Here is a 16,348-nt window from a genome sequence, read left to right on the forward strand (position 1 = left end):
GCGTTGCGATATGGCGTGAGTTCTTCGTTGCACCATGCCGCGCTACCACACGTCGTCGTCTGGATCAGGCTGAGGCTCTGCTTGATAGGAACCCGACGGCTCTGCGGCTTTGCGCGTGGGCTGGAGAAACTTTTCGTAGGGTGAGACTGGGGGCGACGCGGGGGGCAATAGCTCCAACTGGGGCGATCGCCCCTGACCCGTTTGGGCACGGCGGCGGCGCGATACGCCTTCTTCCGTCGTTTCCTCTGCCACTACTTCGTAAAGAATTGCCTGCTTGTCGCCGTCGCCCCGGCGCAGCACCCGCCCCAGCCGCTGGATATACTCCCGGCTCGACCCCGTGCCCGACAGGATAATGGCCACGCGGGCATCGGGCACATCTACGCCTTCATTCAGCACATGGGACACGGCTAGCGCCTGATACGTGCCCTCGCGGAACTTTTGCAAGATGCCGTGGCGTTCTTTCACGGGGGTCTGGTGCGTCAGCGCCGGAATCAGAAATTCCCTGGAAATTCGGTAAACCGTGGCGTTGTCGTTGGTAAAGACAATCGTGCGGTCGGGGTAGTGCTGTGCTAGCAGATCGGTGAGAACCCGCAGTTTACCCTCTGTGCCGAGCGCGATCGCCCTTGCCTCCCGGTGTGCCAGCATGGCCCGCCGCCCCGCCTGCGACTGGGCACTCAGCCGCACAAACTGCTGCCAGCCCGACAGGCTGCCCAAAAACACCCTATGCCGCTCCAGAAATGCATTGCGGGTTGCAATCAGCGCCGTGTAGCGATCGCGCTCCTGCTGCGACAGCTTTACCTTCACCTGCACGATTTCATGGTGCGCCAGCGCGTGACCCGACAGTTCCTCCGCCGTGCGGCGATAGACCACTGGCCCCAACAGCGTGTCCAAATCAGCGTGGCGGCCGTCGCTGCGGTCGGGCGTAGCGGTCAGGCCCAGGCGATAAGGGGCGATCGCATATTCTGCAATGACCCGGTTAAAGTCGCTGGGCAAATGGTGGCACTCATCGCAAATCAGCAGCCCATAGCGATTGCCCAGAGACTCTGCATGAATCGCCGCGCTGTCATAGGTGGCAACTAGGACAGACGTGCGATCGCGCGATCCTCCCCCCAGCAAGCCTACCTCTGCATCGGGAAACGCCGCCAGCAAATGAGCATACCACTGGTGCATCAAGTCCAGCGTCGGCACTGTGATCAGCGTGCTGCGCGGAGTTGCCTGCATCGCCATCTGCGCCAGATAGGTCTTGCCCGCTGCGGTCGGCAGCACCACCACCCCCCGTCGCCCGGCCGCCTGCCACGCGGCCAGTGCCTCCTGCTGGTGTGGATAGGGCTGCCGCTCAAAGGCCGCATTCAGGGCGATCGGCTCAAACGCTTTTGCCTCATCGTCAAACGTCGTGCCCTCCGCCCGCAGCCGCTCCACCAAAGGACGATACTGCATAGCAGGAATCCGAAATCGCTCCACCCGGTCATCCCAGGTCGCAAAATCCACCCAGGCTTTGCCCCTGGGCGGCGGATGCAAAATCAAAGTGCCCCGGTCAAACTTGAGGGTTGGCGTGCGGGCCATGCAGTACGTTCGTTTTCCCCTGAGTGATCTGCCCGTATTGTACGCCAGGGATACCATTCCGTTTTAGACTGGAGAATGCTCGGATTTGATGTGCTGTTTTCAAGAAGACCCCTGTGCGAAAAAAGGTTATTGCTGGCAACTGGAAAATGTACAAAACTCAGGCAGAAGCGCAAGAGTTTCTGCAAGGGTTTTTGAAGCATCTGACGGAAACGCCCGACGATCGGGAGGTCGTGCTTTGCGTCCCTTATACCGATCTCTGGCTCTTGTCCAAAAACCTGCACGGGAGTCGGATTCGCCTTGGAGCGCAAAACATTCATTGGGCTGCCGAAGGAGCCTACACGGGGGAAATCTCTGGGCCGATGTTAGCAGAAGCAGGTGTGCGTTACGTCGTCGTTGGCCACAGCGAGCGACGGCAGTATTTTGGCGAAACAGACGACACGGTGAACCTGCGCCTGAAAGCCGCTCAAGAGTTTGGCATTACGCCGATTCTGTGTGTGGGGGAAACCAAGCAGCAGCGGTCTACGGGGCAAACCGAGCCGTTTATTTTTAACCAGCTTGAGAATGATCTGGTGGATGTGGATCAGTCCAACCTGGTGATTGCCTACGAGCCGATTTGGGCGATTGGCACGGGCGACACCTGCGAACCCGACGAAGCGAACCGCGTGATTGGGCTAATCCGTGAGCAAATCGATAACCCCGACGTGCCGATTCAATATGGCGGCTCGGTCAAGCCAGATAATATTGATGTCATCATGGCTCAGCCAGAAATTGACGGCGTTCTGGTGGGTGGGGCTAGCCTGACACCTGACAGCTTTGGGCGCATCGTGAATTTTGGGCTGTGAGTTTTGGGCTGTGGGTTTTGGGCTGTGAATTTTGCTCTGAGAATTTTGCTCTGAGAATTTGGCAATCCAAAATCGAAAATCCTAAATCGCCAGTCTCAAATCGCGAATCGCGATTAACCGATATCAAAGAGCAAGTTCTCAAACAGAAAGCCCCGCATTGCGGGGCTTTACCAATGGGATCTCGTGTAGTCAATCGTTCATCAACAGGGAACAGTGAACGGTCATTTAGGCTTCTTGCTTTTTGCGGCGACGAGCGTACATCAACCCAGCGGCGATCGCCGTTCCGGCCATTGTCGTCGGTTCGGGCACAGCGGTAGACCCCGCCATCACGATGCCGTCGTTGCCGCACTCTGCAAACAGGCTCGCGATGAAGTCGCCTACGGGCAGCAGGCTCCGATCCACGCTGAAACCGAAGGTGTAGTTACCCGTTGCATTGAACTGACCAAAGTTTAGCCCCAGCCCCGTTAGGTCAGCCGCCGCCAGCATGTTGATGCCACCCAAGTAGTTGCCAGACTTCATGTTGGTCTGGGCCGCAGTGTTGTAGCCAAAGTAGGAATTGTTCGCTGCCAAGTCGCCTAGAGACGCAAATCCACCCACCTTCGCTACTTCGGTTGCGTGCTGCTGGTGGCTGCTAAAGCCAGAGTTAACGCTGGTCAGGCTAGTCGTGGTCACGCCGCCGTACAGGCCCAAGGGGCTGATTTGCGTGGTTCTCGTTGTTCTGACCCGGCCTCTGCTGTCTACGGTTTGGGTTTCGGTTACCACCCTCACATTCGTGTCGTTAGTGCTGTCAAACCGAATCGCGAACAGGTTGCTCTGGGCAGCATTGAAGCTTGCGGTGTTGGTGAAGTTCAGCACCAGATCGCCGTAGCTGATCTTGTTGTTCCGTGCGCCGTTGAGGTCGTAGCCATTGAGAGACAGGTTCGAGTTGATGGCAAAGACCACGCGATCTTCTAGAACCCGAAACGCCATGCCAAAGAACTCGAAATCGCTGTTTTGCCCAACGACCAAGCGCCTGTTTTGGGCATCCCACTCGGTGCCATCGTTGAATGAGTCAATCGTGTAATTCCAGCCGCCAACCTGGAAGGCTTGGGCCTGCGACCCAGTGAAGGCTAGAACGCCGAGCGTTGCCGCAGTGCAGAGAAATGTTTTAAACGCTTTCAGTTTCATAGGTTAAAGAATGCTCTTGTGCGCTAGTGAGTTCGTTGCAGCTTGCTTCGCTGCGTGCTTAGGCGAACCAATTCTGCAAAATTGATCCTTCGCACCCCTTGTATTAGTAGGATGCACTTCGACCCATAAAGAAAGGACACTATGTAAAGCGATTTTTAACGAAGAAGGGATTTTGTTTTAGCGGTCTTTTTGAGGCTTCTATCAGCAGATTCATTAGCTTAAATACGGAGCGATCGCCCTTAATTAAATACAAACGTTTATTCCACAGAATTTACGTAGAGCAGTAAGAGGAAACTACTGAGTGGGAAGCCTTTTGTCACTTTCGGCCTTGATTCTGGGAGGGCTGGCTCTCGTAGCTATGCGGATCTGATGGGCGATCGCCTCTGTAAAGTCCGCTTTGTACCTATCCTCCAACCCGGTAAGGAAAGACGATCCTCTACCGTCTTGAAAACCGAACTCACTCAAATTTTGAATTCGATAGATTAGGAGTGTCAGTAAGTCCCGCAAGAAACCAGAATGAGGGACTGAAGAAACACCCGTACTCTGACAATACTCTGAGGGAGATGAGCAATATGGCATTAGTTCATTGGGTTCCTTTCCGTGAATTAGAAACCCTGCAAAGAGACATGAACGAACTGCTGGATGTGTTTAATCTGGAGGGCGATCGCAAAGCGGGACTCCGCATCGCGCCCGCAATCGAGCTACAAGAAACGCCCGACGCACTGGTGCTAAAGGCCGAAATTCCGGGTGTAGATTCCAAAGATCTGGACATTCAGGTGACTGCTGATGCGGTTGCGATTAAAGGCGAACGCAAGTCGGAAACCCACACTGAAGAAAACGGCATTAAGCGCTCTGAGTTCCGCTATGGCTCGTTTAGCCGCGTCGTGCCGCTGCCCAGCCGCATCCAGAACGACAAGGTATCTGCGGAATACAAAGACGGTATTTTGCACCTGACCCTGCCCAAGGTGGAAGCCGAAAAGAACAAGGTCGTGAAAGTGACGCTGGGATAACGAGACTACGTTCAGTTGTATTAGTTCTGCCGATTAATCCTTGCAAGATAGCTTGAGTTGATTCGTCCTGCTCCGCCACTCTCCCTTTTGAGGATGGCGGAGTTTTTTGTACGTTCTGGCAATTTTTCCCAGTGCCTCCACCAACGACATGGCTGGAAACGCCGCAACTGCTTGACGGCAAGCCAAAATCGCCAATCTAAAATCCAAAATCGACACGCCCTGCCTTCTGCGTACAATCGAAGGGAGTGTTGCATGGAAACGCCTCATGAAACCGAACATTTCGAGCTGGGCTGGGGCCCTCTTGGCGATCGCCCTCCCATCCGGATTCGCCCTGTCCACCCCACTCGCCGCAACAGCAGTGCAACTGGCAGACGGCACAGTATATTTCGAGCAGCCGCCCAGCCTGACCGACTATGGCACAACCCGCACGACGACCTTTGCGCCAAACCCGACCTACTATTTCACCGTGACGCTGCCGCCAAATGCAGGCGAACCCCTGCAACGAGTCACGATTGAGCAGCGCGACAGCGGCACCTTTGCCCGCCGGGTTGATTATCGACTGGAGGCGACTAGTGCGTTTGTGGGCACGCGAAACCGGAGGGGCGATCGCCTATCCCTTGGTTCCGTGGCCTATGACCGCGATACCCAGACCCTTGCGGTCGTCTTCGATCCGCCCCTGCCGCCAGGAACCACTGCTACCCTGGCCCTGCGCCCCAGGCGAAATCCCCAGCTAGACGGCACCTATCTGTTCCGCGTGGTCGCCTTTCCGCCAGAACCAGACGGCGGCAGCGCCCACGGACAGTTTCTCGGCTTTGGTCGGTTCCACTTCGATCGCCCAGAGTTTTTCCGCTGGGGCGATCGCTGGTGGTAGCCTGAGCGCTTCTCTGGTCGCAAAGCCCCTACTCAATCGCGCCGCCGCAGGAGCTGCCTGCCCCGGCTGTGCAGCCAAAGCAATGTCTCGCCGTCACAATTTCTCGCTGCGCCAGCAAGTCGGGATGAAAGTCGTGAACCGTGGCGGGGCGATCGCCCGCTAGCTGTACGGGCAACTCCAGCATTTGGTTAAAGTCGCAATCAAACAGGCGGCCATCCCAGGAAATCGACAGCGTATTGCGACACATCAGCCCGGAAATCGTCGCTGGGTTAAACGCATTCACCAGCACTTCCAGATAGCGCTTCAGATTGCCCGACTGCTCTAGCCACTCCAGATAGCGAGAAATGGGCATATTGTTCAACGCGATCAGGCGATCGAAGGTTACGCCGTGATTCTTTAGCAAGCCAGCCTTCCATTCCTGCTCCATCTTGACCTGGCTGCCCGCCAAAAACGCTCCAACCGGATTAGACATCAGCGTCAGCCGCCGCTTGGCATCCCCCTGGCCATAGCCCGCTGCATTCAGCCGCCGCAGCGCCTCGATGGATTTCTCGAAGGTGCCGTCGCCGCGCTGGCTGTCGGTGTTGAACTGGCGATAGTGGGGCAGCGAACAGACCACTTCTACGCCCCGTTCCGCCAGCCATTCGGGCAAATCTTGCAGGCTGGGAATCAGCAGCACGGTGAGGTTGCAGCGGTCGATGACATGCTTGCCCCGCTGCACGCATTCCTCTACTAAGTAACGAAAGTGCGGGTTTAATTCCGGTGCGCCGCCCGTGATGTCTACCGTGTGGGCGGTGGTTTGGTCGAGGGCGCGGAGGCAGGCCTCGATCGTATCGCGGGACATCACCTCGTGGCGGTCGGGGCCCGCATCGACGTGGCAATGGCGACAGGTCATGTTGCACAGCTTGCCGACGTTAATTTGAAAAATTTCCAAAGTCGCCGGCCGGAGCGAGGGCCAGCCGTGCTGCTGCAATCGGGCGGCAAAGTCAGCGCGATTCGCGAAGCGATCCCTACGGGAATCGCCCTCTAGGGGTACAGACTCTAGCGTCTGTAGCTGCTGCTGAGGGTTAGCCAAGGGCGATCGCCGCCTTAGCAAAGAGGTCGTGGGCTTTGGGCCAGCGCTGTTATTCTCCAGATCCAGCGCTTGCGAAATCCGAGCGGCGATCGCCCCCGATGCGCCCGCAGGGGTCAATTCAGCATCATCAAACATGGTCAAACTTCCCTTTTCAAACTTGCCCTACATGGCCAACTGCTTAACGTGGTCGAGCATCTGCATTCCATGTACGAGCGATGCGCCGCCCCGGATTGCCGTCGCCACGTGCAGTGCCTCCGTCATCTGTTCCAGATCTGCGCCCTGCTGGAGGCTTTCTTTGCTGTAGGCATCAATGCAGTAGGGGCATTGCACAGCATGGGCCACCGCCAGCGCGATCAGCGCCTTTTCCCGTGCCGACAGCGCCCCATCTGCAAATACTGCGCCGTAATAGTCAAAAAACTTTTTCGCTAGCTCAGGGCTACCCTCTGCCACCTGACCAAAATTGGGCAAATGTTCGGCTTGATAGTAATCACTCATGGGGAAATGTTCAATTAAAAAGCTTGAATGGTTAACCAAAACGGCTAGACAAATAAGCCGCCACCCCGCCCGCACGCTGCGGACAAGCTGACAGCACTAGATGAACTGTGAGCATTCTATCGAGTCCTGGCAGGTCTTGCACGAATCTAGCTAGCCCACCTGAGATCTGACTGAAATCTGGCTAAGAGATATCTGAATCCTTGGAGAGCATCCGCTTCGACGTGGCTCTCCCAAAGTAGCCCCAGGGGGAATGCGATCGCCCGCTTCCCGTTTCCAGAATGGACTTAAGAATGGACTGAACGCGGGATGCATCTTTGCTAGCGCCATGCCTGAATTCGCGATCGTCACACGTCCTGTCGAGTTCAACAGACTTTTATGGCACATCCTTCTCCGCAAGAGCCGACCCCAGACCGCGCCAATATGACCGCGACGGGTGGAAAAAACGTCACCCAAGTCGGCGGCAACATGACCACCACCACGACGACCAACTACAATTTCGTCTTTTTTCTGATTGGGCTGCTGGCTCTGGGCGGACTCGCCTGGGGGCTGAATGTGGTCTTTGGCAACAACGAAGGCGGCAACCCGTCCCAGCAGCAGGTTCAGCCCGCCTCCCCGTCTGCTTCCCCGTCCGCCGAACCGTCTTCTCTGCCGTCTCCCTAGTCGTCCCCTTAGAAACCCGCCAGACGCGACTGTTTCCCGCAACCATTGCCCCAACGGGAGGAAACGCTCATGCAAACCAAACCCCCAGCGCCCGATCCCGCCGCTGCCCAGGTTGCCCATGCAGGCAAAAATCTGATCCAGGTGGGCGGGGACTACATTCGCTACATTCACTTCAGCTTCAAAACGGGAAACTGGGGCGTGGCGATCGCCAACCTCGCTATTCTGGGCCTCATTTTTTACGGACTGGCAGAAGGCGTGACCCGCGCCACCGCCGCCGCCACGGCCCTGGTGTCGCCGCCGCCCGACCCAGACCAGTTTTGCAACAGCGCTACCCAGCAAATCGACACGCTCAACCAGGAACTCGACCAACTGCGGCAAGATATCCGCGCCCTTCCTGCCGTGCCCGGCCCGCCGGGGCCCCAAGGGCCACAGGGCATTCCCGGTGAATCTGGGCCCATCGGCCCTGTCGGCCCGCCTGGCCCTAGAGGCGAACGAGGAGTCCCTGGCGAACCCGGCCCCCAAGGAGAGCGCGGCCCCCAGGGACTCCCCGGTGAACCCGGCCCCCAGGGCCCGCGTGGCGAACCCGGTTCCCCAGGAGAGCGCGGGCCGCAAGAGTTGCCTGGTGAACGGGATTCGTCGCCCATCGTGCGCTAAAGCGGCCTAGTGACGCACTTGTTTCAAGTGAGCCAAAGCCAGTTTTGCTCCTGCCCGTTCGGAAACATTGCAAGGACGACCGCCGGGTTTGGCGGGCAGAATCAGGCTTTCTAATACGTTTAGGACTTACGCAGTTGGACAATTTCTCGCGGGCGCAGCCCGCGAGAAATTGTCCAAAACCCAGATAGCTTATTGCAAGTGCGTAAGTCCTGTACGTGATGTGCAGCGTTCAATCTGCCCTCATTCCCCAAACCCTTCTCCCCGACGTAAGAGAAGGAGAGCAAGCAAGAGAGGCTTCCTTGTTTATTCAGGCTTATCTAACTTGGTTTGCTGACTCGATTTTCTAACTCAGATTGCCTGACTGCACTTGGTGGCTTTGAGGCTGCCAATATTTGGCTTTTCTGTTTGTTTCAAACCATTGGCAAAAACTCAGCTTATCTTCAGAAATCTGAAAACCTTCCAGGCTATAACGTCGTACAACGGGTTGTACCGCTTGTAGAATCAGACCCGTTCGAGTACCCATGAGGCGATCGCCCATTCGGAAATCCAGATATTGGCTGCTGGCGATGCTGGGGCTGAGTTTGTCTGCTGCATTGGCGATCGCCACTCAGCACGTTAACCTCCCCGTTTTGCTAGCCAATTTCTTGCTATGGGTCAAAAATCTAGGGACTACGGGCATTCTCGCCTTTATCCTGATTTACAATCTGGCGACGCTGCTGTTCATTCCGGCATCGCTGCTGACCCTGGGGGGTGGGGCGCTGTATGGCATTGTGTGGGGCACGGTATATGTGCTGCTTGCCTCAACGCTGGGCGCGGTGTTTGCCTTCATGATTGGGCGCTATGTCGCTAGGGGCTGGATCTGCCAGTGGATTCAGGCGCATCCTCAGTTCCAAGCAATCGATGCGGCGATCGCCCAGCAGGGGCTAAAGATTGTGTTTTTAACGCGCCTCTCGCCTCTGTTTCCGTTTAACTTGCTGAATTATCTGTTCGGAATCACTTGTGTCTCTCTTAAGGATTACGTGATCGGTTCCCTGGGGATGATCCCAGGCACCTTCCTGTATGTTTATTTTGGATCGTTGGTTGGCGACGTTGCGGCGCTGCATATGCCCCTTGATATGCCCCTTGATATGCCTGAAGAGGTCAGTCTTTCCATGCGGGTAGCGTATGGGAGCGTCAGGCTTTTGGGCCTGTTTGCCACGATTGCGGTCACGGTTCAGATTACGCGCATTGCTCGGCGATCGCTCCGTCAAAGCCTTGCACAAAGCCTCTCACAAAGCCTCCCACAAAGCCCGTCCTCCTCTCCCTTTCCTGCACCTAGAGATTCTAGCCATGACTCAATTCATTAGCCAGGAACCCGCGCTTCAGCCGCTGGATGAATATAATCAGTCGCTCCTGTCCTACGTCCATCCGCCCGACTGGATGAACCCAATGCCCGCCGCCATGTATGACCTGGTGGTGATTGGCGCGGGAACGGCAGGGCTAGTGGTGGCCGCAGGGGCCGCAGGGCTGGGGCTGGGGCTGAAGGTGGCGCTGATCGAGCGCAGCCTGATGGGGGGAGATTGTTTGAATGTGGGCTGTGTTCCGTCGAAGTGCATCATTCGTTCCTCGCGGGCAGCGGCTGACATCCGGGATGCGATGTCGTTTGGTGTTCATCCGCCTGAGCAAGTTGAGGTGGACTTTGCGGCGGTGATGCGGCGGATGCGAAAGATTCGTGCGGGGATTAGCCATCATGACTCGGCGGATCGCTTTCGTAAACTCGGTATCGACGTGTTTTTGGGAAGCGCAGAATTTGTGAATGAGGGGGCGATCGCCGTCAATGGCGTGCAGCTCCGGTTCAAAAAAGCCGTCATTGCGACGGGGGCGCGGGCTGTTCGTCCCAAAGTGCCTGGATTGGCCGAAGCGGGCCACCTGACAAATGAAACCGTTTTTTCGCTCACCGAACGCCCCAATCGGCTAGCGGTGATCGGCGGCGGCCCCATTGGCTGTGAGCTGGCGCAGGCGTTTCACCGACTGGGCAGCCAAGTGACAATTTTGCACAAAAACTCGCATCTGCTGGATCGCGAAGATGCCGATGCTGCCGAAATCGTGCAGCAGCAGTTTCTTCGAGAAAAGATGCAGCTAATTCTGGATTGCAAGCTGGAGCAGGTGGAGCAAACCAGCGCGGGTAAGGTGATCCAATACAGCCAAAACGGAACAGTGCATAAGGTTGTGGTGGACGAAATTCTGGTGGGGGCGGGTCGTGCGCCCAATGTGGAAGGGCTGAACTTGGAGGCGGTGGGCGTGAAGTATGACCCACGCAGGGGCATTCAGGTCAACGACTATTTGCAAACCACAAACCCGCGCATCTACGCCGCTGGCGACATTTGTATGGACTGGAAGTTTACCCACGCCGCCGATGCCGCCGCCCGCATTGTGATTAAAAACACGCTGTTTGCCCCGTTTGGACTGGGGCGCGGCAAGCTCAGCAGTTTGGTGATGCCGTGGGTGACCTACACTGATCCCGAAATTGCTCACGTTGGATTGTACGAGCGGGAGGCGCAGGCCAAAGGATTTGACACCAACACCCTGAAAATTCCCTTTTCCTCGGTCGATCGGGCCCTGGCAGATGGCGAAACCGATGGATTTGTGAAAATTATGCACAAGCGCGGCTCCGATCAAATCCTGGGGGCGACGATTGTGGCGCGTCATGCTGGGGAAATGATTAGCGAAGTGACGCTGGCGATCGCCACCAAACAGGGACTCAGCGCCCTCTCTGGCGTGATTCATCCTTATCCCACGCAGGCCGAAGGCATCAAAAAAGCCGCCGATGCCTATCGCCGCACGCTGCTCACGCCCCGCACGCAGGCATTCTTGAAGCTGTTGACGAAGTTTAGCTAGGAAAATACGTCGATTTTGGATTTTAGATTGGCGATTTTAGAGGATATTTGAAAAGTCCTACTGTTTGTAGCAAAGCGTGCAAGATCCCCCTAAATCCCCCTTAAAAAGGGGGACTTTAAGGCGGTTTCCCCCCTTGTTAAGGGGGACTAGGGGGGATCTCTGAGTGCTTAACATTACAGGCGATACCTTTTCAAACACCCTCTTAGATTGGTAGACTGCTCACCCAAAATCCAAAATCGAAAATCCACTCCCCGATGCTCCTCTCCTCCACTCGCCTGCTAAGGCAAAAGGACACCCTATGATGGTTTTACGATCAGTCCGACGAAATCGAGCGTTGCAACGGATGGTTTGGTTTGTCATGAGCGCGATCGCCCCTTTTCTGCTCAGTTTGCCAGTGCTTGCCCAAGACGCGGCGAATTCTGGCGGTTTTCATCCCCAGGAGTTGCTAAGAAATGCTTTGCAGTGGATCGACGGGCTGGGCGTGGTGGGCGGACTGGTGTTTGTTGCCATTTATATTGTCGCGACGGTGGCTTTTTTACCCGGTTCTATTCTGACGCTGGGTGCGGGTGTGGTGTTTGGTGTGGTGCTGGGGTCGGTGTATGTGTTGATTGGCGCAACCCTGGGGGCGATCGCCGCTTTTCTGGTGGGTCGCTATCTGGCACGGGGCTGGATTAGCCAGAAAATTGCAGGAAACCAGAAATTTGCCGCAATTGATGGTGCCGTTGCCCATGAAGGCTTCAAGATCGTGCTTTTGACCCGGCTTTCGCCTGTGTTTCCCTTCAATCTGCTGAACTATGCCTTTGGCGTGACGGGGGTTTCGCTGCGGGACTACGCGCTGGGGTCGATTGGAATGATCCCTGGCACTATTATGTATGTCTACCTCGGCTCGCTGGCGGGTGACTTGGCGCGAATCGGCAGCGAAGGTCAGCCCACAAATGCGGCGGTGCAGTGGGCAATTCGGATAATTGGCTTTATCGCAACGGCAGCGGTGACGGTATATGTGACCCGCGTCGCCCGCCAAGCCCTAGCCGAAAAGGTGAGCGAACCCGTGGGCGATCAGGAAGTGCGGCTGTAGGCCGAAGCCGTAGCCTATTACGCAGCAGCCTATTCCGCAGTCGGGGATTGACCCGTCGTGCGATCGCCCTTTCGATCTCCCAGAGTCTTTACAGATAGGGCCTACGCAGTTGGACAATTTCTCGCGGGCGCAGCCCGCGAGAAATTGTCCAAAACCCAAAGAGATTATCGCAAGTGCGTAAGTCCTGACAGAATCGGGAATGAACAGCCGACACCGACCATCCAAAATCGGCAATCCAAAATCCAAAATCCCTATCCCCTTCTCTGCTGAGAATGATGCAAGATTGTAGAGAATCATTCCCTTTACGTATCTCTGGCATTCATGTTTGCATCCTTCAAAGCTCTTCCGGGTTGGCTGCGGCTGTGGATTTTGTTTCCTCTGGGGTTTCTCAATCTCTGGCTATTGCTGTTGCTGCTGGACTATCTCAGCCCGTTTGTGGGTGTGTTGGGTTCGGCAGCAATTTTTGCATTTCTGCTGGATATTCCGGTTCAGGAGTTGCAGAAGCGGGGGGTGCTGCGTGGCTGGGCGATCGCCCTTGTTCTCAGTGTTTCGCTGCTGGTGCTGACGCTGGTGGCGGTGACGCTTGGCCCGCTGCTGCTGCAACAGTTGAGCGCTCTAGTAGCCAGCCTGCCGCAACTGATCGACTCTGGCAAGCTGCAACTGCGGGCGTTGCAGGAATGGGCGATCGCCCAAAACTTGCCGATCCAGCTTTCTGACCTGCTGAATCAGACAATCAACCAATTGGGCAGCGTGTTTCAAATTGCGGGCAGCAAGCTGCTGGGCATTTTGACTGAAACCATCACCAGCCTGATCAATGTGCTGTTCTTTATCGTGCTGACGATTTTCATCCTTGTAGGTGGTGAGGCGGCCTGGGACGGCATCTTTAGCTGGCTGCCCGCACCTTGGAACGAAACGCTGCAAGACTCCATCCAGACCACCTTTCGCCGCTACTTTGGCACGCAGGCGATTTTGGCGGGCATTCTTAGCGTGGCGCAGACCGTGGGGCTGCTGGTGTGGGGGGTGCCCTACGCGGTTCTGTTTGGCGTGACGATGGGGGTTGCAACGCTGATTCCCTACGGCGGTGCGGTGGCCACGGTGGTGATTAGTATCATTGTGGCGCTGCAAGACTTTGGGCAGGGCGTGCGGGTGCTGATTACGGCGATTGCCATTGGCCAGATTAACGACACTCTCCTGTCGCCCCGACTGATGGGCGAAACCATTGGGCTAAACCCCATCTGGCTGATTGCAGCACTGTTTCTCGGCGGCAAGGTTGGCGGCGTGCTGGGGCTGCTGGTGGCCGTGCCCATTGCCAGCGTAATCAAAAGCACTGCCGATCAAATCCGTCAGCCAAAGCCTATGATTCCGTCCAGGCTGTGAAGACACTTTCTGGCATATACGCGTTTTCGTAATTGCTCAACTAGGTTGACCTGAGCAGGGCCATAGCAGAAGATGATAAGCTTTTGCCATGAAGGAACTGCCCTCCCTCGATGGACTGAGCCATAGCGAAAAGGATGCCCTGATAGGCGGGCTGTGGCAGGAGTTGCAAACGTTGCGAGCGGAGGTGGAAAGGCTGAAGCAAAAACGGGTCAAGAAAACGTCAAAGAATTCGAGTCTGCCTCCATCTCAAGGCTTTAAGCCCAATCAGAGCCGTGTTCAATCAACTTCCGTCAAGGGTGAGGAAACGAGGCATCACCGCAACGGTGGGCGGACATTGAGCCAACAACCAGATCAAGTGGTGATAGCCCAAGCTAAAAGCTGTCCCCACTGTGGGGTCGAAGTTGACTTATCAATGCAGCGATTGAGTGGGATTTACGAGCGCATTGAATTGCCCCGATTGACCCCTCACATCACCCGAGTTGAACGCTACGGTGGGACTTGTCAGTGTTGCCAAAAGGCGTATGAGGCTCCGGTTCCAGTCGGATTAGAGCCAGGGTCTCCCTTTGGTACGAGTGTTGCGAGTCTAGTCACCTATCTACGCTACAGCCATGCGATCAGCTACCAACGGTTGAGCCACTTGATGGGCGACCTTTACGGTCTAAAGCTGTCGGAAGGAGCCATTGCCAATCTCTTGCAACGGGTGCAGGGGCAGCTAGAAACTCCAATTGCCAAGATCGTGGAACGTTTACGCAGTGCTCGGCTAGTTGGTAGGGATGAAACCGGGGCGCGGGTGAATGGGAAAAACCAGTGGGAATGGGTGTTTCAAAACGACCAGGTGTGTCTGCATGGGATTCGTCCCACTCGTGGCAAAACGGTCATTGATACCGTGATGGCTGGGCATCAACCGCAGATTTGGGTGTCTGACTTATTCAGTGCTCAGGCAGCCCATCCGGCCCAAGACTGGCAAGTATGTCTAGCGCATCAACTGCGTGATTGTCAGTATGCGATTGATGCAGGGGATGATTTGTTTGCGCCCCGGATGAAACGGCTGTTGCTCAAAGCCATCGCCTTGCAACGGCGACGACAGATCCTTGCCACCTCGACCGTCGAACAGTATTGCGCTCGATTGCGTGGGTCACTCCGAGAGCTTCTCAACTTGCAGCCCAAATCAGTCGAGGGACAAAGGTTGCTCAAACGCTATCAGAAGATTCGCGCTCATCTGTTACTGTTTCTGACCGATGAGGCAATCCCGCCGACTAATAATGCGAGTGAACAGGCGTTGCGCTGGAGTGTAATCTTTCGCAAGGTGACCAACGGATTCCGCTCAGACTGGGGAGCAGAGTTATTCGCTCAGGTGCGTTCGCTGGTCAATACTGCAAAGCGTCAGGGCATTTCTGCCTTTGATGCCATTTCTCGTGCCCTTACCTCACATCAGTTCGATTGGCTATTGGGTTGAGTAATTACAAGAAACGATTAAGATGGACTATTCAAGGGCGATCGCCCATTTGCAAGCGGCTGATCCCATCCTGGCAGCGACAATCGAGCGCAGCGGCCCCTGCACCCTCTGGCACGATCGGCAGACAGGCGATTTGCTGGAATCTCTAGCGGAATCCATCATTTACCAGCAGCTTTCCGGCAAAGCCGCAGGCACCATTCACCGCCGCTTTTTGGCACTCTATCCCCACACGCCGCACCCCACGGCTGCCGAAATTCTGGCTACGCCGGACGAGGTGTTGCGGGGTGCGGGGCTATCTCGCGCCAAGACGCTGTACGTCAAAGACCTGGCGCAAAAAGTGCTGGACGGGCTGCCCAGCCTAGAGGATCTGGAGCAACTGGAGGCTGATGCAATTATCCGCACGCTGACCCAAGTCAAGGGCATTGGCAAATGGACTGCGGAAATGCTGTTGATCTTTCGGCTGCACCGCTGGGACGTGCTGCCTGTAGACGACTTGGGCATTCGCAACGGAATGCGCTTGCTCTACAGCCTGCCCGACCTGCCCAACAAGAACACCATGCTGCAAATCGCCGAACCGTGGCGACCCTACCGCACGATCGCCGCTTGGTATCTGTGGCGCAGCGTGGATATCAAAGCGATGGGAAAAGAGGGGTAACGGGGTGTGGAGATGAAGAAGCACAGAGCGGGAGAGGGACTTCAACCCTCTCTTGCTCTCCTTCTCCCAAGTCGGGAGAAGGGGGCAGGGGATGAGGGCAGATTGAAAGTTGCACATCGCGTCTCGTAACGTTCTTCCATCACGCTCCTACACGCCCAGCGTCTCCTTCACCACGGCCTCCGCCGCCTTGAATCCCACCATCACGGCCTTGCCGTCTTTCACAAACAGCGGTCGCTTTAGCAGCATGGCATCTGCGGCAAAGGCTTTGGCCCAGTCTGCGTCGTCCCAGGTGTCTTTTTTCTCGCCCAGCGCCCGGTAGGACTGCCCTGAAGTGTTTCGCATCGGCTTTGACCCCAGCGCCGCGATCCAGTCCTCAATTTGCGCTTGGGTGGGTGGGGTTTCTTTGGTGTTGATGAACTCGTACTCGACTGCGTTGCGATCGAGCCAGGCGATCGCCTTTTTGCAAGTTCCGCAGTTAGGAATTCCGTAGACCTGGAGTGCCATTGCTGATTGACTTTCTGAGTGCCTTTGGTATCGATTTTAGATTTTGGATTTTATAGCACTACGTATTTGG

General features: G+C 56.1%; 16 protein-coding genes. 11 read left to right on the top strand and 5 right to left on the bottom strand.

Going from position 1 to position 16,348, the window contains the following annotated elements:
* Positions 1-42: 42 nt before the first annotated feature.
* Positions 43-1,563 (bottom strand): DEAD/DEAH box helicase, encoded by a 1,521-nt coding sequence (locus tag JTM80_RS06340; RefSeq protein WP_172357490.1) that lies wholly within the window; start codon positions 1,561-1,563, stop codon positions 43-45.
* A 113-nt stretch (positions 1,564-1,676) separates the two neighbouring features.
* Between JTM80_RS06340 and tpiA the strand changes: the two genes are divergently transcribed.
* Positions 1,677-2,405, top strand: a complete 729-nt coding sequence (gene tpiA / locus JTM80_RS06345; RefSeq protein WP_172357488.1) for a triose-phosphate isomerase — start codon at positions 1,677-1,679, stop codon at positions 2,403-2,405.
* A gap of 225 nt (positions 2,406-2,630) precedes the next feature.
* Here tpiA and JTM80_RS06350 read toward each other — a convergent pair whose 3' ends face one another.
* The gene (locus tag JTM80_RS06350) at positions 2,631-3,572 is read right to left on the bottom strand and encodes a PEP-CTERM sorting domain-containing protein (RefSeq protein WP_172357486.1); all 942 of its coding nucleotides are present in this window, start codon (positions 3,570-3,572) and stop codon (positions 2,631-2,633) included.
* A gap of 572 nt (positions 3,573-4,144) precedes the next feature.
* On the opposite strand from JTM80_RS06350, the gene JTM80_RS06355 reads away from it, so the two are divergent.
* Positions 4,145-4,582, top strand: a complete 438-nt coding sequence (locus tag JTM80_RS06355; protein ID WP_172357484.1) for an Hsp20/alpha crystallin family protein — start codon at positions 4,145-4,147, stop codon at positions 4,580-4,582.
* A 265-nt stretch (positions 4,583-4,847) separates the two neighbouring features.
* Positions 4,848-5,453 carry a DUF2808 domain-containing protein gene (locus JTM80_RS06360; protein WP_205370806.1) on the top strand — a complete coding sequence of 202 codons (606 nt, stop codon included), beginning with the start codon at positions 4,848-4,850 and terminating at the stop codon, positions 5,451-5,453.
* A gap of 28 nt (positions 5,454-5,481) precedes the next feature.
* Here JTM80_RS06360 and arsS read toward each other — a convergent pair whose 3' ends face one another.
* Both arsS and JTM80_RS06370 read right to left on the bottom strand, forming a co-directional pair.
* Positions 5,482-6,660 (bottom strand): arsenosugar biosynthesis radical SAM (seleno)protein ArsS, encoded by a 1,179-nt coding sequence (gene arsS, locus JTM80_RS06365; protein WP_205370808.1) that lies wholly within the window; start codon positions 6,658-6,660, stop codon positions 5,482-5,484.
* A gap of 27 nt (positions 6,661-6,687) precedes the next feature.
* Positions 6,688-7,020: an arsenosugar biosynthesis-associated peroxidase-like protein gene (locus JTM80_RS06370; protein WP_172357478.1), complete on the bottom strand. Its 333-nt coding sequence runs from the start codon at positions 7,018-7,020 to the stop codon at positions 6,688-6,690.
* A gap of 375 nt (positions 7,021-7,395) precedes the next feature.
* Between JTM80_RS06370 and JTM80_RS06375 the strand changes: the two genes are divergently transcribed.
* The 8 genes from JTM80_RS06375 to JTM80_RS06410 all read left to right on the top strand — a co-directional run bounded on the left by JTM80_RS06375 (position 7,396) and on the right by JTM80_RS06410 (position 15,774).
* Positions 7,396-7,680 carry a hypothetical protein gene (locus JTM80_RS06375; RefSeq protein ID WP_205370809.1) on the top strand — a complete coding sequence of 95 codons (285 nt, stop codon included), beginning with the start codon at positions 7,396-7,398 and terminating at the stop codon, positions 7,678-7,680.
* A 69-nt stretch (positions 7,681-7,749) separates the two neighbouring features.
* The gene (locus JTM80_RS06380; RefSeq protein WP_205370810.1) at positions 7,750-8,334 is read left to right on the top strand and encodes a collagen-like protein; all 585 of its coding nucleotides are present in this window, start codon (positions 7,750-7,752) and stop codon (positions 8,332-8,334) included.
* 521 nt (positions 8,335-8,855) lie between these two features.
* Positions 8,856-9,680 carry a TVP38/TMEM64 family protein gene (locus JTM80_RS06385; RefSeq protein ID WP_172357472.1) on the top strand — a complete coding sequence of 275 codons (825 nt, stop codon included), beginning with the start codon at positions 8,856-8,858 and terminating at the stop codon, positions 9,678-9,680.
* Positions 9,664-11,211: a mercuric reductase gene (locus tag JTM80_RS06390; RefSeq protein WP_172357470.1), complete on the top strand. Its 1,548-nt coding sequence runs from the start codon at positions 9,664-9,666 to the stop codon at positions 11,209-11,211. Before JTM80_RS06385 ends, JTM80_RS06390 begins: the two co-directional genes overlap by 17 nt.
* 358 nt (positions 11,212-11,569) lie before the next feature.
* Positions 11,570-12,286, top strand: coding sequence for a TVP38/TMEM64 family protein (locus tag JTM80_RS06395; protein ID WP_399367873.1), 717 nt, complete (start codon positions 11,570-11,572; stop codon positions 12,284-12,286).
* A 321-nt stretch (positions 12,287-12,607) separates the two neighbouring features.
* Positions 12,608-13,663, top strand: coding sequence for an AI-2E family transporter (locus JTM80_RS06400; RefSeq protein ID WP_172357468.1), 1,056 nt, complete (start codon positions 12,608-12,610; stop codon positions 13,661-13,663).
* 88 nt (positions 13,664-13,751) lie between these two features.
* Complete coding sequence (tnpC, locus tag JTM80_RS06405; protein WP_172357466.1) at positions 13,752-15,119, top strand: IS66 family transposase; 1,368 nt, start codon at positions 13,752-13,754, stop codon at positions 15,117-15,119.
* 22 nt (positions 15,120-15,141) lie between these two features.
* The gene (locus JTM80_RS06410) at positions 15,142-15,774 is read left to right on the top strand and encodes a DNA-3-methyladenine glycosylase (protein ID WP_172355171.1); all 633 of its coding nucleotides are present in this window, start codon (positions 15,142-15,144) and stop codon (positions 15,772-15,774) included.
* Between the two features lie 147 nt (positions 15,775-15,921).
* On the opposite strand, the gene JTM80_RS06415 is transcribed toward JTM80_RS06410, so the two are convergent.
* The gene (locus tag JTM80_RS06415; protein ID WP_172357464.1) at positions 15,922-16,278 is read right to left on the bottom strand and encodes a Spx/MgsR family RNA polymerase-binding regulatory protein; all 357 of its coding nucleotides are present in this window, start codon (positions 16,276-16,278) and stop codon (positions 15,922-15,924) included.
* Positions 16,279-16,348: the final 70 nt, after the last annotated feature.

It is taken from the genome of Thermoleptolyngbya sp. PKUAC-SCTB121 (assembly GCF_016919485.1).
GTDB lineage: Bacteria > Cyanobacteriota > Cyanobacteriia > Elainellales > Elainellaceae > Thermoleptolyngbya > Thermoleptolyngbya sichuanensis.

Coding starts and splice junctions, on each gene's coding strand:
- JTM80_RS06340 (WP_172357490.1), bottom strand. CDS start 1,563: ATGGCCCGCACGCCAACCCTCAAGTTTGACCGGGGCACTTTGATTTTG.
- JTM80_RS06350 (WP_172357486.1), bottom strand. CDS start 3,572: ATGAAACTGAAAGCGTTTAAAACATTTCTCTGCACTGCGGCAACGCTC.
- JTM80_RS06355 (WP_172357484.1), top strand. CDS start 4,145: ATGGCATTAGTTCATTGGGTTCCTTTCCGTGAATTAGAAACCCTGCAA.
- JTM80_RS06360 (WP_205370806.1), top strand. CDS start 4,848: ATGAAACCGAACATTTCGAGCTGGGCTGGGGCCCTCTTGGCGATCGCC.
- arsS (WP_205370808.1), bottom strand. CDS start 6,660: ATGTTTGATGATGCTGAATTGACCCCTGCGGGCGCATCGGGGGCGATC.
- JTM80_RS06370 (WP_172357478.1), bottom strand. CDS start 7,020: ATGAGTGATTACTATCAAGCCGAACATTTGCCCAATTTTGGTCAGGTG.
- JTM80_RS06375 (WP_205370809.1), top strand. CDS start 7,396: ATGGCACATCCTTCTCCGCAAGAGCCGACCCCAGACCGCGCCAATATG.
- JTM80_RS06380 (WP_205370810.1), top strand. CDS start 7,750: ATGCAAACCAAACCCCCAGCGCCCGATCCCGCCGCTGCCCAGGTTGCC.
- JTM80_RS06385 (WP_172357472.1), top strand. CDS start 8,856: ATGAGGCGATCGCCCATTCGGAAATCCAGATATTGGCTGCTGGCGATG.
- JTM80_RS06390 (WP_172357470.1), top strand. CDS start 9,664: ATGACTCAATTCATTAGCCAGGAACCCGCGCTTCAGCCGCTGGATGAA.
- JTM80_RS06395 (WP_399367873.1), top strand. CDS start 11,570: ATGAGCGCGATCGCCCCTTTTCTGCTCAGTTTGCCAGTGCTTGCCCAA.
- JTM80_RS06400 (WP_172357468.1), top strand. CDS start 12,608: ATGTTTGCATCCTTCAAAGCTCTTCCGGGTTGGCTGCGGCTGTGGATT.
- tnpC (WP_172357466.1), top strand. CDS start 13,752: ATGAAGGAACTGCCCTCCCTCGATGGACTGAGCCATAGCGAAAAGGAT.
- JTM80_RS06410 (WP_172355171.1), top strand. CDS start 15,142: ATGGACTATTCAAGGGCGATCGCCCATTTGCAAGCGGCTGATCCCATC.
- JTM80_RS06415 (WP_172357464.1), bottom strand. CDS start 16,278: ATGGCACTCCAGGTCTACGGAATTCCTAACTGCGGAACTTGCAAAAAG.